At 45.9% G+C, this 24,538-nt stretch carries 20 protein-coding genes; 17 read left to right on the top strand and 3 right to left on the bottom strand.

Features of this window, described 5'->3' with window-relative positions:
• Nucleotides 1-30: 30 nt before the first annotated feature.
• The gene (locus ACS8E3_RS09725; RefSeq protein WP_439243757.1) at nucleotides 31-1,413 is read right to left on the bottom strand and encodes an efflux RND transporter periplasmic adaptor subunit; all 1,383 of its coding nucleotides are present in this window, start codon (nucleotides 1,411-1,413) and stop codon (nucleotides 31-33) included.
• 570 nt (nucleotides 1,414-1,983) lie between these two features.
• Nucleotides 1,984-3,006 carry a polyprenyl synthetase family protein gene (locus tag ACS8E3_RS09720; RefSeq protein WP_439243754.1) on the bottom strand — a complete coding sequence of 341 codons (1,023 nt, stop codon included), beginning with the start codon at nucleotides 3,004-3,006 and terminating at the stop codon, nucleotides 1,984-1,986.
• A 477-nt stretch (nucleotides 3,007-3,483) separates the two neighbouring features.
• Between ACS8E3_RS09720 and rplU the strand changes: the two genes are divergently transcribed.
• The 17 genes from rplU to ACS8E3_RS09635 all read left to right on the top strand — a co-directional run bounded on the left by rplU (nucleotide 3,484) and on the right by ACS8E3_RS09635 (nucleotide 23,459).
• On the top strand, nucleotides 3,484-3,795 hold the full coding sequence (rplU, locus tag ACS8E3_RS09715; RefSeq protein ID WP_439243751.1) for a 50S ribosomal protein L21: 312 nt from the start codon (nucleotides 3,484-3,486) through the stop codon (nucleotides 3,793-3,795).
• A 126-nt stretch (nucleotides 3,796-3,921) separates the two neighbouring features.
• Nucleotides 3,922-4,179 carry a 50S ribosomal protein L27 gene (gene rpmA, locus ACS8E3_RS09710; protein ID WP_439243748.1) on the top strand — a complete coding sequence of 86 codons (258 nt, stop codon included), beginning with the start codon at nucleotides 3,922-3,924 and terminating at the stop codon, nucleotides 4,177-4,179.
• 361 nt (nucleotides 4,180-4,540) lie between these two features.
• Nucleotides 4,541-5,242, top strand: coding sequence for an outer membrane lipoprotein chaperone LolA (lolA, locus tag ACS8E3_RS09705; RefSeq protein WP_439243745.1), 702 nt, complete (start codon nucleotides 4,541-4,543; stop codon nucleotides 5,240-5,242).
• Between the two features lie 794 nt (nucleotides 5,243-6,036).
• Nucleotides 6,037-6,648, top strand: a complete 612-nt coding sequence (gene ndhC, locus ACS8E3_RS09700; RefSeq protein WP_439243742.1) for an NADH-quinone oxidoreductase subunit A — start codon at nucleotides 6,037-6,039, stop codon at nucleotides 6,646-6,648.
• Between the two features lie 152 nt (nucleotides 6,649-6,800).
• Nucleotides 6,801-7,469 (top strand): NuoB/complex I 20 kDa subunit family protein, encoded by a 669-nt coding sequence (locus ACS8E3_RS09695; protein WP_439243739.1) that lies wholly within the window; start codon nucleotides 6,801-6,803, stop codon nucleotides 7,467-7,469.
• A 112-nt stretch (nucleotides 7,470-7,581) separates the two neighbouring features.
• Nucleotides 7,582-9,357, top strand: a complete 1,776-nt coding sequence (nuoC, locus tag ACS8E3_RS09690) for an NADH-quinone oxidoreductase subunit C/D (RefSeq protein ID WP_439243737.1) — start codon at nucleotides 7,582-7,584, stop codon at nucleotides 9,355-9,357.
• Nucleotides 9,358-9,526: 169 nt separating this feature from the next.
• A complete protein-coding gene (gene nuoE, locus ACS8E3_RS09685; protein ID WP_439243734.1) occupies nucleotides 9,527-10,036 on the top strand; it encodes an NADH-quinone oxidoreductase subunit NuoE in 510 nt (169 codons plus the stop codon).
• Nucleotides 10,033-11,457, top strand: a complete 1,425-nt coding sequence (nuoF, locus tag ACS8E3_RS09680; RefSeq protein ID WP_439243731.1) for an NADH-quinone oxidoreductase subunit NuoF — start codon at nucleotides 10,033-10,035, stop codon at nucleotides 11,455-11,457. Before nuoE ends, nuoF begins: the two co-directional genes overlap by 4 nt.
• 10 nt (nucleotides 11,458-11,467) lie before the next feature.
• Nucleotides 11,468-14,563 carry an NADH-quinone oxidoreductase subunit NuoG gene (nuoG, locus tag ACS8E3_RS09675; protein WP_439243728.1) on the top strand — a complete coding sequence of 1,032 codons (3,096 nt, stop codon included), beginning with the start codon at nucleotides 11,468-11,470 and terminating at the stop codon, nucleotides 14,561-14,563.
• A gap of 1 nt (nucleotide 14,564) precedes the next feature.
• Entirely contained in the window at nucleotides 14,565-15,608 is a 1,044-nt protein-coding gene (gene nuoH / locus ACS8E3_RS09670) for an NADH-quinone oxidoreductase subunit NuoH (RefSeq protein ID WP_439243725.1), read from the top strand.
• 54 nt (nucleotides 15,609-15,662) lie between these two features.
• The gene (gene nuoI, locus ACS8E3_RS09665) at nucleotides 15,663-16,211 is read left to right on the top strand and encodes an NADH-quinone oxidoreductase subunit NuoI (RefSeq protein ID WP_439243723.1); all 549 of its coding nucleotides are present in this window, start codon (nucleotides 15,663-15,665) and stop codon (nucleotides 16,209-16,211) included.
• Nucleotides 16,208-16,915 carry an NADH-quinone oxidoreductase subunit J gene (gene nuoJ / locus ACS8E3_RS09660; protein WP_439243721.1) on the top strand — a complete coding sequence of 236 codons (708 nt, stop codon included), beginning with the start codon at nucleotides 16,208-16,210 and terminating at the stop codon, nucleotides 16,913-16,915. The genes nuoI and nuoJ overlap by 4 nt, the downstream gene beginning before the upstream one ends.
• Before the next feature lie 98 nt (nucleotides 16,916-17,013).
• Nucleotides 17,014-17,322, top strand: coding sequence for an NADH-quinone oxidoreductase subunit NuoK (nuoK, locus tag ACS8E3_RS09655; protein ID WP_439243832.1), 309 nt, complete (start codon nucleotides 17,014-17,016; stop codon nucleotides 17,320-17,322).
• Nucleotides 17,323-17,326: 4 nt separating this feature from the next.
• Nucleotides 17,327-19,201, top strand: coding sequence for an NADH-quinone oxidoreductase subunit L (gene nuoL, locus ACS8E3_RS09650; protein WP_439243719.1), 1,875 nt, complete (start codon nucleotides 17,327-17,329; stop codon nucleotides 19,199-19,201).
• A gap of 1 nt (nucleotide 19,202) precedes the next feature.
• The gene (nuoM, locus tag ACS8E3_RS09645) at nucleotides 19,203-20,831 is read left to right on the top strand and encodes an NADH-quinone oxidoreductase subunit M (protein WP_439243717.1); all 1,629 of its coding nucleotides are present in this window, start codon (nucleotides 19,203-19,205) and stop codon (nucleotides 20,829-20,831) included.
• A 3-nt stretch (nucleotides 20,832-20,834) separates the two neighbouring features.
• The gene (locus tag ACS8E3_RS09640) at nucleotides 20,835-22,313 is read left to right on the top strand and encodes an NADH-quinone oxidoreductase subunit N (RefSeq protein WP_439243714.1); all 1,479 of its coding nucleotides are present in this window, start codon (nucleotides 20,835-20,837) and stop codon (nucleotides 22,311-22,313) included.
• 324 nt (nucleotides 22,314-22,637) lie between these two features.
• On the top strand, nucleotides 22,638-23,459 hold the full coding sequence (locus ACS8E3_RS09635) for a ferredoxin--NADP reductase (RefSeq protein ID WP_439243712.1): 822 nt from the start codon (nucleotides 22,638-22,640) through the stop codon (nucleotides 23,457-23,459).
• 87 nt (nucleotides 23,460-23,546) lie between these two features.
• Here ACS8E3_RS09635 and ACS8E3_RS09630 read toward each other — a convergent pair whose 3' ends face one another.
• The gene (locus ACS8E3_RS09630) at nucleotides 23,547-24,332 is read right to left on the bottom strand and encodes a hypothetical protein (RefSeq protein WP_439243710.1); all 786 of its coding nucleotides are present in this window, start codon (nucleotides 24,330-24,332) and stop codon (nucleotides 23,547-23,549) included.
• Nucleotides 24,333-24,538 lie beyond the last annotated feature (206 nt).

Raw genomic sequence — 24,538 nt, 5'->3', positions numbered from 1 at the left:
ATCCCTAGGTCTTCCTATCTTTGAATGGAATTAATTAGCGGTAGTAGCAGTGTCCTGCTCAGAAGTGTCATCAGCTACTGTTTCTGCAGCTTGCTGTGGCGTTTTGGTATTGGGTGCGTTTGCAGGTGCGGGAGCTCCATTAGCGTTTTCTAAGGGCTTGACCACCACCTCCTGCTCGGGCTTGACTTTAGAGCCGCCTATGACCACTAGCTTATCGCCACTACTTAAGCCATCAGTGACCACCCATTGACCATCATAAGTACCGTTAATCGTAACGGGACGGACTTGGATTTTATTATTTTCGTCAACGATATAGACTTGAGTATCGCCTTTAGGCGTACGCATCACAGCGCTCTGTGGCACTAAGGCTGCATTAGGAATGACGCTTTGAGTCAGACGCGCTGAGACATACATACCTGGCAGCAGCACATTGTTAGGATTTGGGAATATAGCTCGCAAGGTCACAGCGCCCGTGGATTGATCCACTTTTGCTTCCGATAGAGCCAACTTGCCACGCACCGGATACACAGAACCATCTTCTAGGACTAGCTCAACAGAGTTCATACCGGCTTGTGCTTTACCCTCAGCTATCTGCTGACGTAGCTGCAATAGCTCGGATGAAGACTGACTGATATCGACATAGATAGGGTCTAAGCGCGAAATCGTCACTAAAGGCTCAGCCTGACTAGCGTTGACTAAGGTACCGGCAGTGACGCTTGAGCGGTCACTACGACCGGTCAACGGCGCGCGGACGATAGTACGATTGAGATCTAAGGCACTAGCATCTAAGTTTGATTGCGCGGTTTTGATCCCTGCCTCAGCGCTTGCAATACCTGCTTGAGTTTGACCAACAGCAGCGCGAGCACTCTCTAACGCCGCTTGCGCCGTACGTACCTGAGTTTGCGCTTGGTCATACTGCTGCTTGGAGATAGCGTCAATCTCTACTAAGCCTTTTAAGCGTTGAAAGTCATTTACTGCTTGCGCTAATGACGCTTGGCGACTGGCTAATTCTGCCTTGGCATTAGCATTATTAGCGATGGCAGTTTGACGGTTGGCCTGTGCTTGCGCTACCGCCGCTTGACCACTAGTAATAGAGGTGGTGTAGTTGTCGGTATTGATACGATAAAGCGGCTGGCCTTCTTTGACGTTGCCGCCTTCACGAAACAGTACTTCTTCAATGACGCCGCTAACTTGGGGGCGCACATCAGCCGTCTGATAAGCGGCAGTACGGCCAGAGAAAGTCTGGACTTGAGGTACGGTATCGAAGCTGACAGTTTGGACGTTGACGACAGCGGGCGGCATCTGCTGCTGGGCGTTTTCACCCGCAGCGGCGTCTTCGTTTTTGTCACAGCCGACCAGTACTGTAGCCGATAGTACAGATGCTATTACAAGCGCAAGATAAGAATGCTTCATCAAGGTCCTCGGTAGAGTAGTAAAAATATAGGATAAAAGATATAGAAGTAGAGCGTATCATAACCAAAAAATAGCTTATTTTTCAAAGAGTAATAATAAACTGAATAGAAGTTTACAGCGAAAAATAAGACGCTATTGATAAGTAGGGCAGTACCGCTAGCTAAATATATGACGTCAAGTAAATTTAATGCGCTATTATAAACTATAGGGCTTACCCTACAGTCAAGCCAAAAAAAGAAGATGACCAGCTTTAGCTGTATGCGATCTCAGAAATCGTTTGCTATTAGACCTTGTAAATAAAAGCCTGCCTACAAAAATAGCTAACATAAGTATGCAACAAGTAAGATGTCAGAAGATTGTTAAGTTTTGTTAATTAACCTCAAAAGGATAGAGTTTATTAAACTTAGAATATACAGGTAGACGTCGCCACCAAAGCAAACATATTAGCAACCCTTAAATGTGACCGTTAATGTTAAAAGGGCTGCTTACGCTATTATAGTATTAGTGCAAGGAAGGTGGTTGCCAATACTAAAGCCAAAAAATAAAGCTAACTTCACCACAAGCTGTACCCTATAGTAATCGCGCGCTAGCCAACTCTGTCAGTTGGTACAAGCCTTGACGATAGCGATTATCAGGTAGAGTGCTTAACGCTTGCTGTGCCAATCTGGTCTCTTCTAAAGCCCGCTGGGTACAATAATCAAGTGACCCTGAACCCCGAACCAACTCGATAAGTTGTTTAGCATTCGGCGTTTTGCCTGTTTGTACTGCAATGCGCAACTGCTCATAACCTTGCTTATCACTGTCTTTGAGCAGCTCAAGCGCCTTGATAGTCGGTAGTGTTGGCTTACCTTCGCTAAGGTCATCGCCTAAGTTCTTACCCATCAGCTCACTATCGCCGCTGTAATCAAGCACATCATCGATGATCTGAAAGGCATTGCCAAAATGCTGACCAAAATCGGCTAAGGCTTGTAGATACTGCTCTTGTCCTTGCAAGATAGCCGCGCCTTGGGTCGCCATCATAAATAGGCGCGAGGTTTTACCGTCGATAATATTAAGATAGTCGGTCTCTGTCGCCGCTGGGTTGTGCTGATGTTGTAATTGAAGTACTTCACCTTCAGCGATATCACAAGTGCCGTCAGAGAAGAGCTGCAACAGCGGTAAGCTTTGAAACCCTACCAATAAGTTAAAGGCGCGGGCAATCAAATAGTCACCCACTAATACTGCAGTTGCGTTATCCCAAGTGGCATTAGCGGTTGGCTTGCCGCGGCGTTGACCAGATTCATCAATAACATCGTCATGTACTAAAGTGGCGGTATGCAGCATCTCAGTAATGGCGGCGAGATGCATCGCTTGTTCGCTTGGCGCATCGTTGAACATACGCGCGCACAGTAAGGTAATGAGCGGGCGCATACGCTTACCACCGGCATTAATGACATGCTGCGAGACACTCATCACCAGCTGAACTTTAGAGTTGAGACTACCAAAGACTTGCTTATCCATAATGTCAAAATCATTGGCAACAATACTTTGAATGTCAGTATAACTAGGCGCTTGAGAAGCAAGGTCTGAAGAAGCTAAAGAGGTGCTGGTCATAATAAAGAGTCGTATTTATTGGGTGGGTTTTAAGATTTGCCTATAATAGCACAGCCTATTTAGTTAATTGGTGACTAATATGTGTTATTGATTATAATGGATAGGCAGCAGATAACGCACTGCTTTTGATAAGATATCGTCATGCCTATGCAATACCTATAAAGTCAGCCTAATAGTAGGGGTAGATATTGGATAGGTATTGGATAAAAGAAGCTGTATGTAATTGATTCAATGAGTTATAATGCTGCTCTTGAGGCTGATAGTGCGCTTATCTTAAAGTCAATTAGACCATCGTTGTAGTCATTAAGTAATTATTAAGATGATAAAACAAAATGCGCGGTCCTAAAACAAGACAAGCGGCTTGCTTTTATCGCTAAGAAAACGTAAAATGACGCCTTTAATTTTTCCCTGTCGTGTTCGTTATTGAAGCGTAGGTATAATATCTACCACGGCACACGGGTTAAACGGAGTCAGACAATGTACGCAGTAATCAAAAGTGGTGGTAAGCAGCACCGTGTCGTAGCCGACGAATTGCTAAGAGTTGAATTGCTTAAAGCAGAGAAAGGCGAAACAATCAAGTTTGAAGACGTTTTAATGGTTGTTGATGGCGATAACGTGAAAGTCGGTCAACCAGCCGTTGATGGCGCAAGCGTAGAAGCGGAAGTGGTTGAACATGGCCGCGGCGAAAAAATCCGTATCATTAAGCACAACCGCCGTAAGCATTATCACAAAGAGCAAGGTCACCGCCAGTGGTACACCTTGTTAAAAATCAAAGCGATTAATGCTTAATTAGCTATTATCAGTTATTGATCGCTAATATCGATTATTGATCATAAATATTAATAGTACATAGCGCACTAAAAGCTTAAGAGTTATCACATCAGTGATAAGTCATATTAACAAGGAGAATTATCCATGGCACATAAAAAAGCTGCCGGCTCAACCCGTAACGGTCGTGACTCAAACCCAAAAATGCTTGGTGTAAAAATCTTTGGTGGTCAAACCATCACTGCTGGTAACATCATCGTTCGTCAACGTGGTACAGAATTCCACGCCGGCGAAGGCGTTGGAATGGGCCGCGATCATACTTTATTTGCACTAAATGACGGTGTGGTAAAGTTCGCAACTAAAGGTAAATTTAACCGTCGTTATGTGATGGTTGAAAACGCCTAATCATTAATATCGCCTGCGTCTTTTTGAGAAAAAATTCGCTCATGGTAAAATGATTAAAAATTCCCTATTGCCTATGTTGGTAGTAGGGTTTTTTTATGACTGGACTTTGATAATCAGCCATTGTATCGGTTACAAGCGTGTATGGCAGGCGTAGTAATTATTGCAAATCATGTCTAGGCGTGTAATAAAAAAACTGGCAGACTGTCTTCACTGTTTAATAGCGCTGCTCAGAAAACAGCTGCTCAAAAACATAAGTGTGCAAAATCAATGACAACACAAAAAAGAACAGTTGCTAGTAAGAATTATTATTAAAAACTAAATGATGACTCATTTTTATTTTATATATTTAGAGAGGATTATTATGATGACAGTTATCAAGCAAATCAAAAGCAAGCAGACAAGTGTAAAACAAAAATTAATGAGTGGGGTTTTAGCAGGTGTGCTAATGACCAGTTTGGGTGTAGCTGCGCCTATAGTCGCGCTGACCCAAACGGCGAATGCTGCTCCGGCCGATAGCCTACAAGCCGCCAAGCGTTTAAATAGCTTGTTGACTAATACCAAAAGCATGAGCGCTAATTTTTCACAAACCACAAAAGGCGCGAATAGCGGCACTTTTAAAGGCTCAATGAGCGTGCAACGTCCAAACAATTTTCGTTGGGAGACAAAATCACCTTCTCAGCAGCTCATCGTCGCTAATGGCAGCACTATGTGGGTTTATGATAAAGACCTAGAGCAAGCGACTAAGCAGACGGTAGATAGCCAAGTTGGTAATACGCCAGCGCTATTATTGTCAGGCGATCCTAGTAAGATTGCGCAGAATTTCAAAATCACTCAGCCTTATGCGAATAAAAACTACTACGTGCTCTATCCGAAAGCGAGTGATGCTAGCTTCAAAAACCTCTCTATGAGCTTTAGTGGTGGTAAGCCGGTGATGATGGTACTCAATGATAACTTGGGACAAACCACTTCTATCAAGTTTAGTAACATTAAACTCAACCCTAGTATGAGTAGTGGCCAGTTTAAATTCACGCCGCCTCAGGGTGTCGATGTCATTAACCAATAAACACTATTTATTGTTTGTGAGTTCATAAAAGTGTTGAGCTCATAGAAGATAACTATTATGTAGAAGGGGCAGACCGATGCAAGGTCTGCTCCTTTTTTATTGATTCGCTTCGTCACACTTGGCAGGTTGCAATTAAGGGGATTTGGTTTACAATACCGGCGTATTTCCAACGCTTAATCTAAGCTTTGGGCGGCCGTTGTTAAATAAAGATATAACCGGTTTATCCGTACTGTTGGTTGCAAGGCTCTGAGGTCTATGGATAGGGAAGTCGGCTAGGATAAACTAGCGCGTTTAAGGAAGAGGGTAAAAACGCTGTAACATAAATGGTGGATGGATTGATATATTTTGTAGCATATAAAATGACCGTGCAATGCAGTGAAAAACTGGCTTTTGAGCGTTGATATGCGTATAGTGTGTAAACCGTTTACGCCAGTTATCACGCCATTGTTGACCATAGGTAATGAGTTATTAAATCAATTAAATGTCGCAATATGATATTGATTTAATAAATTCACTTTTACTTTAGATAGAGGGTTGATGACCAGCTTTTGTCTGTGCCTATGGCTAGATAAATCTAAATTCTGTGTCTTCTCTCTTGACGTCAATAATCTTGATAATTGGCTATTACCAGCACAGTGAACCTGTGTTTTCGTCTGCGTTACGGTGCTTGATAGGATTGTTTGAGGATATAGGCTTTATTGCCTTAGTGGTTATCTTGGTTAATTAAAAGGTCCTTATCCTAACAGTTGTTCATCACGCCCTGACACTCGATTGGGTGAGGAGCAAGTATTATCATGTCTGCCTTTAGTTGGTCAGCAGTTGCCTTTATTTTAGCCGCCATCGGTCTGGTTGTCTTTATGTTGACCGTACCGCGCTTGCTTGGCGGGCGCTCAAAAGGCTTACAAAAAGAAGAAGTGTTTGAGGCGGGTGTTGTCGGAGCTGGCAATGCCCGCATTCGTTTGTCTGCCAAATTCTACCTAGTAGCGATATTCTTCGTTATTTTCGATCTAGAAGCCTTATATCTATACGCTTATTCGGTCTCGGTACGTGAAACGGGCTGGCTGGGCTTTGCTGCCGCTGCGATATTCATCGGGGTGCTCATCGTAGGTCTTATCTATGAGTTAAGCTTAGGGGCTATGAACTGGTCGCCTGCTGATAAACTGCGCAAAAAAGCACGCTTACACGCAGCGCCTGCGGGATTTAATCTGGCAGACATCACCAAGTTCAACGGTGTTGAGGAATTGATGGTCGATCCGACGGGTAAAGTGCCAGCGCAGTCGTCGGGTCAAATTAATGTCTCAAATAGTATTGAGGCTAATCGTCGTCACCTGCAAAATATTGATCATATTAATACCACCGGTAATGTCACTTCTGTGGATTTCGCCGCAGATAATGAATCCTCATAACGGTTTATGCGTGTTATTAATATGCCAGTGAGTTATCACGCTGAAGATAACTTGGGCATCACCCGCTATTTTTTAGCAGTCATAGTATTATAAGCTTGAGAGGCAAATAACCTTATAATCGCTTAGCTGCTCTTCATAAAAGGTTTTATGGTATGAAATATACACTAACCAAAGCCAATCCTGATGCAGATACCTATCCTGCTCAAACTCGTGAAACGGTCAATGATCCGTTAGAGGATGAGGTTCATAAAAATGTTTTTATGGGCCGCTTAGAGGATCTCGTGCATTCGACTGCCAACTGGGGCCGTAAAAACTCACTTTGGCCGTTTAACTTCGGTACGTCTTGCTGTTATGTCGAGTACGCCACTACTTTGACCGCGGTACATGATTTATCCCGCTTCGGTGCTGAAGTTATTCGCGCATCACCGCGTCAGGCGGATGTGATGATCGTTGCTGGTACCTGCTTTATCAAGATGGCACCGGTGATTCAGCGTCTATATGAACAGATGCTTGAGCCAAAATGGGTGATCTCGATGGGCGCTTGTGCTAATTCAGGTGGTATGTACGATATCTATTCTGTAGTGCAGGGCGTCGATAAGATCATTCCCGTCGACGTGTATGTGCCAGGTTGTCCGCCGCGTCCAGAGGCACTGATTCAAGGTCTAATGCTATTGCAAGAATCTATCGCCAAAGAGCGTCGCCCGCTAGGTATTCATGTCAACGATCAAGGAATTTATCAGCCGCAACTAACGGCTGAGCGTGATCGTAAGCAGGCGGATAGAATTGCGGTGAAAAATTTACGTAGTCCAGATAGTATTTAGCCCGTTTAATATACTTAGCACAGTTATGTTAGAACAGTTATGCTTGGCACAGTCTGGTTTTGATCAATCAGCTTCGCTCAAACGTTATGATTAATGAAGGAAGATATCATTCATGGTCACGGTAGTCGAAAACAAAAATCCTAAGATAAAACCGGTACCAGCCGTCATCAGAGAGCTGGAGCATAAGTATGCAGGCAAGTTTGTAGTGCAGCATACTGTTGATGAAATTCCAACGGTATGGGTTGCTCGCAGCGATGTGCTAGACATTTTGTTATTCTTGCGTAAGTTGCCGAAGCCTTACGTGATGCTCTTTGATCTATCGGCAATGGACGAGCGTCTGCGTCAGCATCGCGGTGATTTGCCAGAGAGCGACTTTACGGTGTTTTATCACTTGATGTCGCTTGAGCGCAACAGCGATGTGCGTATCAAAGTCGCGCTCAGTGAAGACGACTTGACTCTCCCTAGCGCCACCAAAATCTGGCCAAATGCCAACTGGTATGAGCGTGAAGTTTGGGATATGTTCGGTATCGTCTTTAGCGGCCATCCGCATTTGACTCGTATTTTATTGCCAAAATACTGGGAAGGTCATCCACTACGTAAAGAGTATCATGCACGCGCGACAGAATTTACGCCGTATTTTTTGAATACCGCTAAGCAGCAATATGAGCAAGAAAACTTGCGTTTTGTGCCAGAAGAGTGGGGCATGAAGCGCTCGGGCCGTGATGAGGACTTTATGTTCTTGAACATCGGTCCTAACCACCCTTCAGCTCATGGCGCGTTCCGCTTGGTACTACAGCTCGATGGTGAAGAGGTGATCGATTGTATTCCAGACATCGGCTATCATCACCGCGGCGCTGAGAAGATGGCTGAGCGTCAGACTTGGCACTCCTATATCCCCTATACCGACCGTATCGATTATCTTGGTGGGGTGATGAATGAGCTGCCGTACATCATGTCGGTTGAAAAACTAGCGGGAATTACTATCCCTGATCGCGCGCAGACTATCCGGGTGATGATGAGCGAGTTTTTCCGGATTACTAACAACTTACTCTATGTTGGTACTTTCATTCAGGATGCGGGCGGTATGACGCCGGTGTTTTATATGTTTACCGACCGCCAAAAAGCTTATGACGTCATTGAGGCAGTCACCGGTTACCGGATGCATCCGGCTTGGTTCCGTATCGGTGGTACTGCTGCCGACCTACCGCGTGGCTGGCAGCGCTTGGTGCGCGAGTTTTTAGAGTGGATGCCGAAGCGCTTGGACGAATATGTCAAAGCGGCGCTACAGAATAGTGTGCTCAAAGGCCGTACGCAAGGTGTGGCTCAGTATAATGCCAAGCAAGCTCTCGCTTGGGGCGTGACTGGTGCCGGCTTGCGTGCGACGGGGGTCGATTTTGATCTACGTAAAGCCCGTCCTTATATGGGCTACGAGAACTTTGACTTTGAGATACCCATTGGCTATAACGGTGATGCTTATGATCGTTGTATGATCAAGATTGAGGAGATGCGTCAATCTATGCGTATCATCCGCCAGTGTATGGATCATATGCCGCAAGGCCCTTACAAAGCTGATCATCCGCTAGCCGTACCACCACCAAAAGATCGCACCTTAAATGATATTGAGACCTTAATTAATCACTTCTTATCCGTGTCTTGGGGACCAGTAATGCCAGCGGGTGAGTGTGCGACTATTGTCGAGGCCACTAAAGGCTTAAACAGCTATTACATTACCTCGGATCGCTCAACGATGAGCTATCGTACCCGTATTCGCACGCCGACGTTTGCGCACTTACAGCAGATGCCATCGGTCATCAATGGTTCGCTAGTCTCAGACGCTATCATGTACTTAGCCTCTATCGATATCGTTATGGCGGATTGTGATCGCTAATCATGTTAAATGATAAGTTTAAGCAGTTAAAAGACTAGTAAAGAAAGAGATCTAGTAAAGCAAAAATAAGCAACATTGATATTATCGCCAACAGGCACACCAAACCGCTGCAGCAGTACAATAAGGGCCTTAGGGCGCAGCGCGATGAGTGAGGATAGAATAGAAGATTATGAAGATTGTTTCTGATAAAACGCCAAAGGTAGATGTCGCCAGTATTTTGACGACAAGCGAGATTGCCGCTATTGATGATTTTATGCATCATTATCCACAAGCGCGTTCTGCGTCTTTGGATGCGCTTAAAATTGTGCAAAAACGCAATGGCTGGGTGGATGATGCGCAGGTCAACGCTATCGCTAATATTTTAGAGGTTCCGGTGACTGATATTGAAGGCGTCGCCACTTTTTATAATCGTATTTATCGGCAGCCGGTCGGCCGTCATGTGATTCTTATTTGCGATTCGGTATCTTGTTATCTAACAGGCTATGAGGCGCTATCCACCGCTTTTAGAGCCGAGCTAGGTATTGAGTATGGCCAAACTACCGCTGATGGTCGCTTTACTATTTTACCGATTTGTTGTCTAGGTAACTGTGATAAAGGCCCGGCGGTATTGATCGATGAAGATACTTATGGCCCAGTCCAACCTGGTGAAGTCGCGCAATTATTGGAGCTATACGCATGAGATTATCCGTTGCAGAGCAAATTGCCCAGCGTCGCCAAGGTAAAGCCCCAAGCCAGTTAAATGAGCAGCGCATTCCCGTTTATGGGGATAAAGACGCAGCAACCAGCGAAACCAAACCTTTGACATGGCGGCTTGCGCACCATGACGCTGTGTTAGATCTGGCTACTTATCAGTCCCTGCGTGGCTTTGAAGCGCTAAAGATGGCGCTGAATCAATCCGCTGGCGATACGCTGAGCACTATTAAAGAAGCAGTAGTGAAAGGCCGCGGCGGTGCTGGTTTCCCCGCTGGTATTAAGTGGTCGCTGATGGCGCCTAATGATGGTGGGCCGCGCTACTTAGTTTGTAACGCTGATGAGATGGAGCCTGGTACCTTTAAAGATAGACTGCTTATGGAGCGTCTACCGTTCCAGCTTATCGAAGGTATGCTCATCTCGGCTTATGCCATAGAAGCGACAGCAGGTTATATCTTTATTCGCGGCGAGTATATATTAGCAGCCGAGCGTCTAAATGCAGCGCTCGATGAGATGCGTGCCAATAACTTGCTCGGTGATAATATTTTAGGCTCAGATTTTAGCTTTGATTTGCATGTGCATACGGGTGCTGGTCGCTACATCTGCGGTGAAGAGACGGCGCTGCTAAACTCTTTGGAAGGTCGCCGTGCCAATCCTCGCACTAAGCCGCCTTTTCCACAAGTGGCGGGCGCTTGGGGCAGACCGACTATCGTCAATAACGTTGAGACTCTACATAATGTCTCGGCTATTATTCTGCATGGTAGTAAGTGGTATCAAGACTTAGCGAAGATCAAAGGCGTAGTCGAGACTCCGGGCACGAAACTATTTGGTTGCTCAGGTTTGGTCAATGACCCAGGACTATGGGAGCTGCCCTTTGGCTATACCGCGCGCGAAATTATTGATGATTTTGCAGGTGGTATGCAGGAAGGTCGTACGCTTAAAGCTTGGTTACCCGGCGGCGCTTCCACTGATTTTTTAACTGCTGAGCATTTAGATACCATTGTTGATTTCGATACTATCCAAAAAGCGGGTAGCCGGATGGGTACTGGTCTGCTTATGGTTGTCGATCAAGAGCAAGATATGGTACCGCTGCTGCGCAATTTAGAGATTTTCTTTCAGCGCGAATCTTGCGGCTTTTGTACGCCGTGCCGTGATGGTCTACCTTGGGGAGTCAAGCTGCTTACTGCTATCAATGATGGCGAAGGGCAAGTCGGTGATGTAGAAAAATTAGAAGGTCTGACACGCGATCTTTGGATCGGTAAGACGTTCTGCGCTCACGCTCCTGGTGCTATGGAGCCGCTGATGAGTGCGATCAAATATTTCCGTCCTGAGTTCGATAGTAAGATTGCTCAGGCGGTCGGCGAAGATGTGATTGAGGCTGCAGGTAATCCACAGCCAGTAGCAAAATAAGGAGAACGGCATGGCAGTCATACATATTGATGGAACCACTGTCGAAGTTGATGGCGCGGATAACTTATTGCAAGCGTGCCTATCACTTGGCATTGATGTGCCGTATTTTTGTTATCATCCGGCATTAGGCTCAGTGGGCTCTTGTCGTCAGTGCGCGGTCAAACAGTACCAAAATAAAGAAGATCTAGAGGCAGGTAAAGGTAAGCTTGTGATGTCTTGTATGGTCGCGCCAGGCGATGACATGTATATCTCAGTGACGGATGATGAGGCAAAAGCCTTTCGTAAGTCGATGGTTGAGCTACTCATGACCAACCACCCGCATGATTGTCCCACTTGTGAAGAGGGCGGTCACTGCCACTTGCAAGATATGACGTATATGTCGGGCCATAATACGCGCCGCTATCGCTTCACTAAGCGCACTCATCATAACCAAGAACTTGGGCCATTTATCGCGCATGAGATGAACCGCTGTATCGCTTGCTATCGCTGTGTACGTTTTTATAAAGACTATGCCGGCGGTGAGGATTTAGGCGTGTTTTCTTCTAATAACCGCGTCTATTTCGGTCGTGAAAAAGACGGACAATTTGAGAGTGAGTTCTCCGGTAACTTAACTGAAGTTTGCCCAACTGGCGTGTTTACAGATAAAACGCACTCTGAGCGTTACAACCGTAAGTGGGATATGCAGTACGCGCCTAGCATCTGTCATGGCTGCTCAGCAGGCTGTAATATCTCGCCCGGCGAGCGTTATGGTGAGCTACGCCGGATTGAGAACCGTTATAACGGCGAGGTCAATCGCTATTTCTTGTGCGATAGAGGCCGATTTGGCTATGGTTATGTCAACCGTGAAGATCGTCCAACGCAAGCGCTTGAGCGTATCAATGATAAGCACGTCAAAATTAATATTGATTATGCGCTAGATGAAACGATCAAACGCCTCCAAGATAAAAAAATCGTCGGCATTGGCTCGCCGCGCGCCAGCTTAGAGACCAACTTTGCGCTAAAAAATCTAGTCGGTTTTGATAATTTCTCTACTGGCCTTAATCACCAACAGCAATCGCTAGTTAATAAGTGTATCGAAGTGCTGAGCACTGAAGGCGTCTATAATCCGAGTATGACTGATATCGAAAGTCATGACGCGGTATTGATACTAGGTGAAGATATTACTCAAACCTCATCAAGAGTGGCGCTATCCGTGCGACAAGCGGCAAAAAACGAAGCCTTAAAAATGGCTGCTGCTGCTAAGACGCAAGCTTGGCTCGCCGAGCCAGTACAGCGTATTGCTCAAGGAGCAGTTAGCCCTGTTTATGTAATCGACGTCACCCAAACGAAGCTTGATGACATTAGCAAGGCAAGCGTGGTGGCAACGCCAGAAGACATTACCCGCTTAGGGTTTAAGGTTGCAGATGAGATCGCTGATTTAGCGAACGACTTAACTCAAATAGCTAATCCAGCTGAACAACAAAGCCAAGCTTCAGCCAGTACTGACAATAGCAATGGCATGCAAGCCTTAGCCAAACAGATCGCTTATGACTTAATACAAGCCGATAAGCCATTGGTTATCGCGGGCACCAGCTTAGCATCTAACGCTATGATTGAAGCGGCGGCGCAAATTACCCAAGTTTTAACTAAAAAACGCGCTAGCATAAAAGCAACTGAGCAAGAGCAAGTCGAAGCTCACAACGCTAAAGTGCGCAGTGCCAAAGTCCAGGCGGCAGAGCAACAAGCGCAAACCGCTCAGCCTGAAGAGGACAAAGAGCTAGCCGCTAAGCCTGCAAAACCAGAAACCGGTACAGACAAACAAGAGCAAGAAGATATCAATCGTGAGCCTGCTGATGAGCTAGAGCTAAAAGAAGCTAATATTAACTATAGCGCGCAGGCCGGTATTTATTTAACCGTGCCAGATGCCAATAGTATCGGTGTCTGTCTGCTTGGTGGGCAGTCGGTAGAAGAGCTACTAGCGACTGATTTCGACGTGGTCGTCGTGGCTGAAAATCAATTGAGCGATGCTATTGCGGCTAGCAAGCTGAGCCAGCTATTGACCGATAAAACGGTCATCGCCCTTGACCATCAGCTGCTAGATTGGCATAAAGATGTCGATATCGTGCTGCCAGCTGCCAGCTTCGCGGAAGCGGACGGCACGCTAGTATCAAGTGAGGGCCGCGCGCAGCGCTTCTTTCAAGTTTATGATAATAACTATTATCATCCCATGAGCAGTATTAAAGAAGGCTGGCGCTGGTTACATGCAGTGCATAATAGTCTACTCGGTAAGCCGGTCGATTGGACGCAGTTGGATGATGTAATTAATGCCTTAATCGCGACGCATCCTAATCTTGCCGCTATTAAAGACGCAGCGCCCGATGCCGATTACCGCATCAGCGGTCTAAAAATAGCTCGTCAGCCGCGCCGCTATTCTGGTCGTACTGCTATGCGTGCGCCCATCTCAGTACATGAGCCGATGCAGCCCAAAGATTTAGATACCGGCTTAACCTTTTCGATGGAAGGCTATAGTGGTAAGCAGTCTAAAGGATCTATGATTCCTTTTGCCAACGCTGCAGGTTGGAACTCACCGCAAGCTTGGAATAAGTACCAAGACAAAGTCGGTGGCAGCCTAAAAGGCGGCGATCCTGGTGTGCGTTTATTTGATCTAGGCGAGCGCTTAGTAGAGCGTCAGTATGTAGCGCCGGAAGCGGCCGCCTCTAACCGCACGAATATTGAGCAAGGACAAGCCAAGCTAGTACCTATCTATAATATATTTGCCAGCTCGATAATGGCCGCGCGTAGTCCTATTGTCGCAGAGCAGCTACCTATCGCTACTTGGCGTATAGGGGCTGAAGATGCGAGCGCCTGGGGCATTAGCGCTGGTGATTATTTAGCTATCGATATCGAGCAGCAGCAGATGACGCTGCCGGTGCAAGTGGTTGATTATTTAGCAGAAGGCTGTATCGGCTATCCGGTTGGACAGGTCAGTATTATTCATCCTTCAATGCTGGCTTCAGTACGCAAGGTCGAAGCGCCGGCCGTTGGCGTTAAAATAAACGGTGACATGGCTGATGACGTGGCCGCCACTGCTGACGATGTCAGTTCTAGCAGCACACAGGAGGTGTAATATGCAAATTACTCGTATCATTCCTGAAGTGCCAAGCTTTCTGGCAAGTAGCTTAACCGTTGAGACTTGGTCCATTCTGTTCTTAGTCCTACAAGCTTTGGTTATTTTCTTAGTCGTGGTTATCGTCGCGGCGGTCATGATTGTTTATGAGCGCCGGATGCTCGCTCTTTGGCAGGATCGTTATGGCCCGAACCGAGTAGGCCCTTTTGGCTCGCTACAATTAGTCGCCGATATGCTGAAGATTTTCTTTAAAGAAGATTGGACGCCAAACTTTACCGATAAGTTTATTTTCACCTTAGCGCCAGCGGTAGCGATGTTCACCGCCTTAGCCTCTTTTGCTATTATTCCCGTCTCGCCGACCCTTGGCGTGGCGGATTGGGACATTGGTATTCTGTTCTTCTTTGCGATGGCAGGTTTGGCTGTTTACGCGGTGATGTTTGGTGGCTGGGCCTCAGCCAATAAGTTCTCCTTACTAGGTGGCCTACGCTCGGCGGCACAGACTATCAGTTACGAAGTATTTTTGGGCTTATCGCTCATGGGCGTTGTCGCTTTGACTGGCTCTTTTAACCTGCGTGAGATTGTCGAGTCGCAAATTGATGGCTGGTATATTATCCCGCAGTTTTTTGGGTTTTTAACCTTCGTAGTAGCTGGGGTAGCGGTAACGCACAGACATCCCTTTGATCAGCCAGAAGCGGAGCAAGAGCTTGCTGAAGGGTATCACGTTGAATACTCAGGCATGAAGTTCGGTATGTTCTTTATTGGTGAATACGTCAACGTAGTGCTGATCTCAGCATTGATGACTTGTCTGTTCTTTGGCGGTTGGTTACCACCCTTCAATATCGATATTCCGTTTATTCCGCCGGCTTTTTGGTTCATGATTAAGACGTTATTCTTTATGACTATGTTTGTCTTAGCACGGGGCTCATTAATGCGTCCTCGCTACGATCAGGTGATGAACTTTGGCTGGAAAGTCTGTCTACCAGTCACATTGATCAATCTATTGATTACGGCTTTGGTTATTTTAATTTTTTCTCCAACGCTGTAGCTGTATGCTGTCTTATAGGTGACGCAAAGAAATGCTGATAAGGATAATAATCCCATGTTAAACGCCATAAAAAAGACGGTCATCGGTATGTTTACCATTGTCCGTACGATGTGGATGGTCAATAGCCATGCCATAAGGCCACGCGATACCATACTTTATCCAGAAGTGCCGGTACCAGTACCACCCAGATTTCGAGGGCGTATCGTATTGACGCGTGATCCTGATGGCGATGAGCGCTGTGTGGCCTGTAACTTATGCGCGGTTGCCTGTCCAGTAGGCTGTATCTCGCTACAAAAAGCCGAACGCGAAGATGGGCGCTGGTATCCAGAGTTTTTCCGTATTAACTTCTCTCGCTGTATTTTCTGCGGGATGTGCGAAGAGGCTTGTCCAACGACGGCGATCCAGATGACACCAGATTTTGAGCTTGGCGAGTATGTGCGTCAGGATTTAGTCTACGAAAAAGAGCATTTATTGATCTCAGGGCCAGGGAAGTATCCTGACTATAATTACTACCGAGTGACGGGTATGGCAGTAGACGACAAACCAAAAGGCGCGGCGCAAAATGAGTCGGCACCTATCGATGTAAGGAGTTTACTACCATGATGGAGTTTATGAATCATCCGGATCTGGTAGGGTTTTATGCTTTAGCCGCAGTGGCTATCTTTGCCAGTCTACGAGTGGTCACTCATGCCAATCCAGTACACGCTATCTTGGCGATGATCGTCACTTTGCTGGCTTTATCAGGTATTTTCTTCGTCTTAGGCGCTCCTTTTGCCGGTGCTCTTGAGATTGTCGTTTATGCTGGCGCCATTATGGTGCTATTCGTTTTCGTTATTATGATGCTCAATTTGGGCATGGCAGATGAGGCGCGTGAAGAGCGGTGGCTCGATGCTAAGACTTGGGCGATACCGACTGGGCTCACGCTTATTATCGCCGTAGTACTGTACGGCATGATCGGTCTCAATCATGATGAGACTGCCGTTATTGGCGGGGTTACTGTCCCAGCGAAGGCAGTCGGTACAGTGTTATTTACCAAATATATTATGCTCGTTGAAGTGGCTGCTTTATTATTGCTAGCCGCCTTAGTTGCCGCTTATCACTTAGGTAAAGAGTCGAATGATGATGAGATCATCGGTAATGATAGCTTAGCTTATCGCCCTTCGGTGGGTAGCATTAAAGAATATGAAGAGGATAAGTCTGAGAGTGCTACTGATGCGGTCGAAATGGCTAAGCCTTATGTTTATGATACGGTTGATCCTAATGATTATGTGGCAGCGCCGCGTAGCAAGCGTAAGGAGCTAGACTGATGGTACAAGCAGTAAGTGTGGCCGGGGAGGTGTCAAGCGTACCCTTTGCGCATGAGGTAGTCGGGTTTGCAGAGCCAGCTATGGCGATGCAAAATACGGTGGGTCTGATACCGATGAGCCATGGATTAATATTGGCCGGTATCCTATTCACTATCGGTCTGTGCGGTGTTATGGTGCGACGCAATTTCTTATTTATGCTGATGGGACTTGAGATTATGATGAATGCCGCGGCATTGGCATTTGTGGTCGCAGGCAGCCGTTGGGTCGATCCAGATGGACAAGTGATGTTTATCTTTATTCTGACCTTAGCCGCCGCTGAGGTCTCTATTGGGCTTGCGATACTATTACAGTTTTATCATAAGCGTGGGCATCTCGATGTCGATAGCGCCAATGAGATGAAAGGATGATGCCATGAGTTTATTACCATTAACCTTTATATTTCCGCTCATTGGCTTTTTAATTTTAGCCTTTATGCGTGACAAGTTATCTGAGCAGGCAGCAACGTTTGTCGGTGTCGGGAGCATGGGGCTATCAGCGCTTTGTACCTTAGTCGCCAGTTTTACCTTTTTAACCAGCTATCCTGCAGGTACAGTGGTGCAAATACCGTTATGGACTTGGTTTCAAGTCGGCGATTTTGCGCCTGGGTTTAGCTTAAGCTTTGATGGCTTAGCGCTGACCATGACAGGCATCATCACTGGTGTAGGCTTTTTAATTCACCTATTCGCCGCTTGGTATATGAAAGGTGATACGGGTTTTGCCCGCTTCTTTAGCTATATGAATCTGTTCGTCGCTAGCATGCTATTGCTAGTGCTCGCCGATAACTTATTACTGTTATATCTCGGCTGGGAAGGGGTCGGTATCTGCTCTTACTTGCTCATCGGATATTATTTTCATGACCGCGCTAACGGTCAGGCGGCGATAAAAGCCTTTACCGTAACTCGTATCGGTGATGTGTTCTTAGCTTTTGGCCTATTCTTACTATTCCGCGAGTTTGGCACACTTAATATTCAAGAGATTATCACCCGAGCGCCGCAAGTATTCGATATCAATAATCCAACCATGATCCTGACGACAATGATGCTTGTTGGTGGCGCTATGGGTAAATCAGCGCAATTGCCATTACATACTTGGCTCGCTGATGCGATGGCAGGCCCGACGCCAGTATCGGCTTTGATTCACGCAGCGACTATGGTGACGGCTGGTGTTTATTTAATCGCTCGTATGCATCCACTGTTTGAGCTGACCCCAGGGATTTTACTCTATTGGGTTGGCGGTGTTGGTGCTTTGACATTAGTGGTCGCAGGTTTCTGTGCTTTAGCGCAAACCGATATCAAGCGTATTCTGGCTTATTCAACGATGAGTCAAATCGGCTATATGTTCCTAGCGCTTGGCGTTGGAGCCTGGCAAGGTGCTATTTTCCATTTGATGACGCATGCTTTCTTTAAAGCCTTATTATTTTTATCGTCAGGTGCAGTGATCTTAGCGGTACATCATGAGCAAAACATCTTTAAGATGGGTGGCCTGCGCAAAAAGATACCTTTAGTATTTTGGTGTTATTTAGTAGGCGGCGGTGCGTTAGCAGCTATTCCTTGGGTGACGGTCGGTTTTTATTCTAAAGAAGCAATTCTTTGGGAGACTTATGCCACGGGTCATCAAGTGTTATTTTATATGGGCGTATTCGGTGCCTTCTTAACCGCGCTTTATACCTTCCGGATGATTTGGATTGTGTTCTTTGGGGAAGAAAAGACGCACGCGCACAAGCTAAAAGGGGTCTCCTACTGGTTACCATTGACGATATTGTTAGTGCTATCCACTGCTGTTGGAGCCCTGATTACGCCGCCGCTACAAGGGGTGCTGCCAGAGAGCTTTGGTCACCTGTTAGAGTTATCAGGTGACGCACATGGCAAGCACACGGCTGAATATATCGCTATGGGCGCGATGCTATTAGGCTTAATCATAGCGGCGCTGTTATATGTCGTTGATAAAGGCCGTATGCTCACTAAGTTTAAGCGCTCGACTATCGGTGGCGGCCTTTATTATTGGTGCTATCACGGTTTAGGCTTCGATGCGTTATTCGATATCGTATTTGTAAAACCCTTTTTATTCATCGGCCGCTTGTTCAAAGCCGATCCTGTCGATAAAAGCTGGATGGTACTACCTATGCTAGCTTCTTTCGGTAATAAAGTATTCTCCCGGACGCAGACAGGGTCCCTTCGTGGCTACGCGGCAAGCTTTGGCTTGGGTGTAGCGGTATTGCTGGTGCTGGTAATGATGACGGTGGTGTAAGATGATAGAGTTACAACAAACATGGATGCTACCGGCATTGATTGCGATTCCGTTTATAGCGGGATTGTTATGTTGGTTAGTTGAGCGCTTCAATAAGCGCTTGCCGCGCTGGATCGCTTTGATCGGCATGATACTGACTTTCGTTTTGTCTTTAGTGCTATGGCATTACGGTGATTTCAGTGGGATGAGTAAACAGGTCATCGCGCCGCAGTCGGCTGTACCTTGGGTCGCTGAATTTAGTGTGCCTTGGATACCCGCTATGGGTATTAGCTTCCATCTAGCGATGGATGGCATGTCACTATTAATGGTGGCTTTGACTGGGTTTTTGGGCGTGGCAGCGGTGGCTTGTTCGTGGAATGAGATTCAGCGCCGAGTTGGGTTTTTTCATCTCAACTTGTTATGGAGCCTAGGCGGCGTCATCGGTGTGTTTTTAGCCATTGATTTATTCTTATTCTTCTTCTTTTGGGAGATGATGCTGGTTCCTATCTACTTCTTGATCGCTATTTGGGGTCATGATGTGGTCGGCGGTAAGACCAAAGAATACGCAGCAACGAAATTCTTTATCTATACCCAAGCCTCAGGGCTTATCATGCTGATTGGTATTTTGCTGCTAGTCATCTTTAACCGCGCCGCGACGGGCGTAGTCAGCTTTAACTATAATGATTTACTCGGCACCTCTCTTGGTGGCTGGGAATATCCGATTATGTTGTGCTTCTTTATCGGTTTTGCAGTGAAATTACCGATTCTGCCTTTTCATGGTTGGCTACCTGACGCGCATGCGCAGGCACCGACGGCCGGTTCTGTCGATTTGGCAGGGGTGCTGATTAAGACTGCGGCGTATGGCCTAATACGCTTTGTATTGCCGCTATTTCCAGCAGCCTCGCAAGAGTTTGCGCCTATTGCGATGACGCTCGGTGCTATCGGTATCTTCTACGGGGCGTGGCTTGCCTTTATGCAGACAGATATGAAGCGTCTGCTCGCTTATACCAGTATCTCGCATATGGGCTTTATTGTCTTAGCGATTTATGCAGGTACTTTGCTGAGCTTGCAAGGCTTGATGGTACAGATGCTTGCCCATGGATTAAGCTCGGCAGCGCTATTCATTATGGCCGGTCAGCTATATGAGCGTTTGCATACCCGCGACATCACTTTGATGGGCGGTATGTGGGGCCAGTTCCGCTATTACGCACCGATGCTGATGTTCTTTTGTGCAGCGTTACTCGGCATCCCAGGCACCGGTAACTTCATTGGCGAGTTTATGATTTTATTCGGTACCTTTGCCCAGTACCCAGTGTTTGTGGTATTAGCAACCTTTAGCTTAGTATTAGCGGGTCTATATTCATTACTCTTGGTTTACCGTACTTTATTTGGCGTGAATAACACTAAAGAAGTGGCGCTAAAACATACTAAGGTGCATGGCCTGCCCGAACGTCCATTAAAAGACTTAGGTAAGCGCGAGGTCACCTTGCTGCTGACTTTAGCCGCCGGTTTAGTCTGGCTCGGACTGTATCCACAGCCGGTTTTGGATACTTCTAGTGAAGCAATGCAGTGGATCAATAATGCCTATATTTATAGCGAAGTCACTCAAGTGGACGCATCGAACCTGCTTGATGCAATGGAGGCACGTTAAGTCATGACTGATATTACGATGAATGATTTGATGGGGCTGATGCCTTACGCACCGATTCTTATAATAGTGATTACCGTGATATTAACGATGATTGCGATTACTATTAAGCGCTCACATTTTATTACCGGTACAATTACCGTAATAGGTCTCAACGTAGCTCTGTTTACTTTGCTTGGCCAGATGACAGGCATAGTAAGCTCAGGCTCGCTGATGCCGCTCGCGGAGCAGATGTTTGTCATTGATAATTTTGCCCAGTTCAATATGGTGGTCATTCTTATCTGTGCGCTCGCTTGCTGTACGTTGTCCTATGCTTATCTTGCCAACCTACAAGACAATAAAGAAGAGCTGTACCTGCTGATTCTTATTTCTACAGTAGGGGCGCTACTGATGGTCTGTGCTCAGCACATGGCCGCGTTCTTTATTAGCTTAGAGCTGTTATCAGTGCCTTTGTACGGTTTGCTTGCTTATACTTTTTCGCGCAACCAATCCTTGGAGTCAGGGCTGAAGTATCTGGTACTGTCAGCGACGGCTTCTGCCACTTTACTGATGGGTATGGCCTTTATTTATGCACAAGTTGGCGCTTTAGGGTTTAAGCAAATTAGCGTTGTGCTCGTTAACGCCTACGATTCACCTTTAGTGATTTTGGGCGCGGCGATGATGATGTTTGGTATCGCCTTCAAACTATCTGCAGCGCCGTTTCATATGTGGACGCCTGATGTTTACGAAGGCGCACCAGCGCCTATCGCCACTTATCTAGCCTCAGTATCAAAAGTGGCGATGATGGCATTAGCCGTGCGTTTTTTACTGGATACCGCGCTGCTAGCGCTGCCTTCAGTACAGATGCTCATCATGGTGATGGCGACTTTATCTATCTTAATAGGTAACATGCTCGCTGTTCGCCAGAGTAACCTTAAGCGCTTATTGGGGTATTCTTCCATTGCACACATGGGCTATGTGCTGATCGTCATCGTCAGTATTGGCGCGGCTGCTGATAGTGTTTCAAGCATGTATATGGCAGTTTATGCTTTTACCTCAATCGGTGCATTTGGGGTAGTGACACTAATGTCTAGCCCATACCGGCTCTCGGGTGAAGCAGATAAGCTGGTGTATTATCAAGGTCTATTCTGGCGCCGTCCGGTACTGACTGCGGTTATGACGATTATGATGCTATCGCTAGCGGGTATTCCGTTGACGGCAGGCTTTATCACCAAGCTGTTCGCCATTTTAGCGGCGGTGCAAGGAGCGCAGTGGTTCTTAGCGGCGATGATTATCTTAGGTAGTGCGATAGGTCTGTTTTATTACTTACGTGTCATGCTGACTTTGTTCAAACGTCCAAAAGCTTATGTGGAGTTTGATGTTGTTGGCCATTGGGGCGTGCGCATGGGTGGTCTGATGGTGATTGCGGTCACTATCCTCATTATCGGCTTTGGTATCTTACCGAACAACATGATTGAGTGGGCAGCGCTTGCACGTATTTGGTAACATGAAACGAGAAGTCATTTAATTAATAAATCAGGTTAGCGCAGGCTAGCCTTTTTTATGACTATTTAAGAAGTAAAACTCAAAGATAAAAATTGTGAACTTGAATATAACGCTCAGCGCCATAATGTATAGCAATGAGAACGCCTTTAGCAGAAATTTAATGAATAGCTGTCTATATAGTTAATCCTAAATTTAAAGAATACAGCGGTAGTAGCACTGTGTTTATTTTATAGTGGATCGGCTATAGCACACTATAATTCTTGAGAAGTTGATAACTATAAATCGATAACAATATTAATCCATAACGATAAGTGATTCTTTATTATGAGCGATAATATTCAAAAAGTAACCGTACTAAGTAAAACCACTTGGACGCCTAATTTATTTAGCTTTACCGTGACGCGTCCGGACAGCTTTAAGTTTACCGCCGGTCAGTTCGTGCGTTTAGGGGTCAATCCCAGTAAGCTTAACTATCATCAGCAGCAGTCGAGTGAGGGCGCTGATGAGGTACTTGATGAAGATATCTTTCGCGCTTATTCTATCGTCTCTTCCCCTTTCGATGAGGTGTTAGAGTTTTTCTCTATTGTCATCGAAGATGGGGCTTTTACCTCTGAACTGCAGCATTTGCAAGTCGGCGATGAGCTGTTACTCAATACCATGCCTTTTGGGTTTTTGACCTTAGCGCGCTATCAAAAGCCGCTACCAAAAGACTTATGGTTACTAGCAACAGGTACGGGCCTTGCGCCATTTTTATCGATGCTACAGGATCTACAAACGTGGCAAGACTATGAGCATATCGTGCTCGCCTATAGTGCTCGCAGTGAAGAGGAGCTGGCGTACGTCGAGATGATTAACCGTTTGCAATCCGATTTTGGTGAGCTGGTGGATAATCCTGCTAAGCTGATATTTGTGCCGATTGTCACCCGTGAGCCGATGGCAGGCGCATTGAGCGAGCGTCTGCCCAAGCTGCTAGTAGACGGTAGCTTGCAAGCAAAAGCTGGCATCGAGCTTGATATCGACAATGCCCATGTGATGCTCTGCGGCAACCCAGATATGGTCGAAGACACCAAAGAGACTTTAAAGTCCTTAGGGATGGTGATGAATCGCCGCGGTGAAGGTAATATTGCGGTAGAAAACTACTGGTAAGCTAAATAGCTCAGTCTATAATGAAAAGCCCCATTCTAAGTATTTAGAGTGGGGCTTTTCTTGAGTAAACAAGGGGTATTATTACTTTTACTCTTGACTGGGTTCGGTGGCATCATCTACCGGATTGATAGGTCCTTGCATTAATTCAGGCTCATCATCAACTTTGTCTTTTTCACTAATAATATCATCGCCATTACTACCTAATAAGTCGCGATAGTTGACTTGGGTTTTGAGTACCAATTGTTCTTCCTCAACTTCACCATAATTGACTTGGACTTTGTGCAGGGCGCTCATTATTTTTTTATTATTTTTTAGCCAGCGATGAATATCCAAATAGATAATCTCGTCTTTGGCCCGAGCAATATTGATATAGGTCAGAATGAAGCCTAGAGGATCTTTTTTTAGTACGCTATGATAAAACCAGATAAGCATTTTGATACCTTGACGCTTGAGAAAGGAGTCACAGTGCAGGTTGAGTACATCAGTATAAGTCTGCTGACCGAAAACGAAGCGCTGGACATTACGATCAAGCTGCACGTGCACTAGGCTGAAGTTACTGGCGACCTCCGCGTAAATACCTGCGACATCGACAGTACAGAACAGGCGAAACCAGTTATCATGCAGCTCTACTCGCAGCTCTAAAATCGCTTTAACATTATCGGTGACAAATTTTTGTAGAGCGTCATTGACGTACTTTTGGGCGACTGGTAGTGGAATCTCATCTTCTAATTTATCAGAGGTTTTGCCATACAGTTTTTTTATCGCAGAAGTTAGGCTATCCCAGCCCTCGTTAAAAGACTGGTTAAAACGCTCTCCTATAGCCTCAGCGAAATCGTAAAAGTCATCAAAGTTGCTAGAATCAGTCAAACTCATTATCCTTGTAGTCATCATTATAAAACAGGCGACAAAACGGGCTATAAAATAGCAAATAAAAGCCAGTATATAGCAAAAGCACTAGGCAAAAAACGTATGCGCGTTCATTTTAGCAAATAACGCTAACAAGCGTTTTTAAAACTATACATTATCAGTCATCGTCTGGCTTGACACTAAATTAAAGCCAACCTAGCGCTAAATTAGAT

The sequence above is a fragment of the Psychrobacter sp. 2Y5 genome (assembly GCF_051847375.1).
In the GTDB taxonomy this organism is placed as follows: domain Bacteria; phylum Pseudomonadota; class Gammaproteobacteria; order Pseudomonadales; family Moraxellaceae; genus Psychrobacter.
The sequence above is the reverse complement of the archived record's forward strand: the minus strand, read 5'-3'. Positions and strand labels throughout refer to the sequence as shown.

Coding starts and splice junctions, on each gene's coding strand:
- ACS8E3_RS09725 (WP_439243757.1), bottom strand. CDS start 1,413: ATGAAGCATTCTTATCTTGCGCTTGTAATAGCATCTGTACTATCGGCT.
- ACS8E3_RS09720 (WP_439243754.1), bottom strand. CDS start 3,006: ATGACCAGCACCTCTTTAGCTTCTTCAGACCTTGCTTCTCAAGCGCCT.
- rplU (WP_439243751.1), top strand. CDS start 3,484: ATGTACGCAGTAATCAAAAGTGGTGGTAAGCAGCACCGTGTCGTAGCC.
- rpmA (WP_439243748.1), top strand. CDS start 3,922: ATGGCACATAAAAAAGCTGCCGGCTCAACCCGTAACGGTCGTGACTCA.
- lolA (WP_439243745.1), top strand. CDS start 4,541: ATGATGACAGTTATCAAGCAAATCAAAAGCAAGCAGACAAGTGTAAAA.
- ndhC (WP_439243742.1), top strand. CDS start 6,037: ATGTCTGCCTTTAGTTGGTCAGCAGTTGCCTTTATTTTAGCCGCCATC.
- ACS8E3_RS09695 (WP_439243739.1), top strand. CDS start 6,801: ATGAAATATACACTAACCAAAGCCAATCCTGATGCAGATACCTATCCT.
- nuoC (WP_439243737.1), top strand. CDS start 7,582: ATGGTCACGGTAGTCGAAAACAAAAATCCTAAGATAAAACCGGTACCA.
- nuoE (WP_439243734.1), top strand. CDS start 9,527: ATGAAGATTGTTTCTGATAAAACGCCAAAGGTAGATGTCGCCAGTATT.
- nuoF (WP_439243731.1), top strand. CDS start 10,033: ATGAGATTATCCGTTGCAGAGCAAATTGCCCAGCGTCGCCAAGGTAAA.
- nuoG (WP_439243728.1), top strand. CDS start 11,468: ATGGCAGTCATACATATTGATGGAACCACTGTCGAAGTTGATGGCGCG.
- nuoH (WP_439243725.1), top strand. CDS start 14,565: ATGCAAATTACTCGTATCATTCCTGAAGTGCCAAGCTTTCTGGCAAGT.
- nuoI (WP_439243723.1), top strand. CDS start 15,663: ATGTTAAACGCCATAAAAAAGACGGTCATCGGTATGTTTACCATTGTC.
- nuoJ (WP_439243721.1), top strand. CDS start 16,208: ATGATGGAGTTTATGAATCATCCGGATCTGGTAGGGTTTTATGCTTTA.
- nuoL (WP_439243719.1), top strand. CDS start 17,327: ATGAGTTTATTACCATTAACCTTTATATTTCCGCTCATTGGCTTTTTA.
- nuoM (WP_439243717.1), top strand. CDS start 19,203: ATGATAGAGTTACAACAAACATGGATGCTACCGGCATTGATTGCGATT.
- ACS8E3_RS09640 (WP_439243714.1), top strand. CDS start 20,835: ATGACTGATATTACGATGAATGATTTGATGGGGCTGATGCCTTACGCA.
- ACS8E3_RS09635 (WP_439243712.1), top strand. CDS start 22,638: ATGAGCGATAATATTCAAAAAGTAACCGTACTAAGTAAAACCACTTGG.
- ACS8E3_RS09630 (WP_439243710.1), bottom strand. CDS start 24,332: ATGAGTTTGACTGATTCTAGCAACTTTGATGACTTTTACGATTTCGCT.